Source organism: Cystobacter fuscus DSM 2262, from assembly GCF_000335475.2.
Taxonomy (GTDB): Bacteria; Myxococcota; Myxococcia; order Myxococcales; family Myxococcaceae; genus Cystobacter; species Cystobacter fuscus.
Genome location: NZ_ANAH02000056.1, coordinates 1 through 670, shown reverse-complemented (window position 1 = coordinate 670; position 670 = coordinate 1). Strand labels below are relative to the sequence as shown.

The window sequence follows — 670 nt, the reverse complement described above, 5'->3', positions numbered from 1 at the left end:
AGACCTCCACCTCCGTCACGCTGAGCTGGAGCGCCTCGAGCGATAACGTCGGTGTGACGGGCTATGACGTCTACCGCAACGGCTCGCTCGCCGGCAGCTCCACCAGCACGTCCTACACCGTCGGGGGCCTGAGCGCCTCCACCGCCTACTCGTTCTCCGTCAAGGCCAAGGACGCCGCGGGCAACGTCTCGGCGGCCTCCAGCACCCTCTCGGTCACCACGAGCGCGTCGGGCGGCAACTGCACGGTGTCGCCGGGCGTTCCGTCGGGTCTGACTTCGCCCTCGAAGGATGCGTCGTCGGTCAGCCTGTCGTGGACCGCGCCCAGCGCCGGCACCAACTGCTCGATCGTGGGCTATGACGTCTACAACGGCAGCACCCGCGTGGCCCAGACGAATGGCACCTCCACGAGCTACACCGTCGGGGGTCTGAGCGCCAGTACGGCCTACACGTTCTCCGTGGCCGCTCGGAACGAGTCCGGGACGTCCGCCAAGAGCTCTGGCCTGAATGTCACCACCAGCGCGAACACCGGCGGTGGCGGCTCCATCATTCTCGGCTACTTCGCCCAGTGGGGCGTCTACGGACGCAACTACCACGTCAAGAACATCGTCACGAGCGGCTCGGCGAGCAAGCTGACCCACATCAACTACGCCTTCGGCAACGTCACCAACGG

The 670-nt window shown here is 66.7% G+C and carries 1 protein-coding gene; it reads left to right on the top strand.

Translation table 11 applies throughout. The features are described 5' to 3' along the window. Positions 1-670: fibronectin type III domain-containing protein (locus D187_RS37205; protein ID WP_043433567.1), on the top strand; the 670-nt coding region annotated here is incomplete at both ends.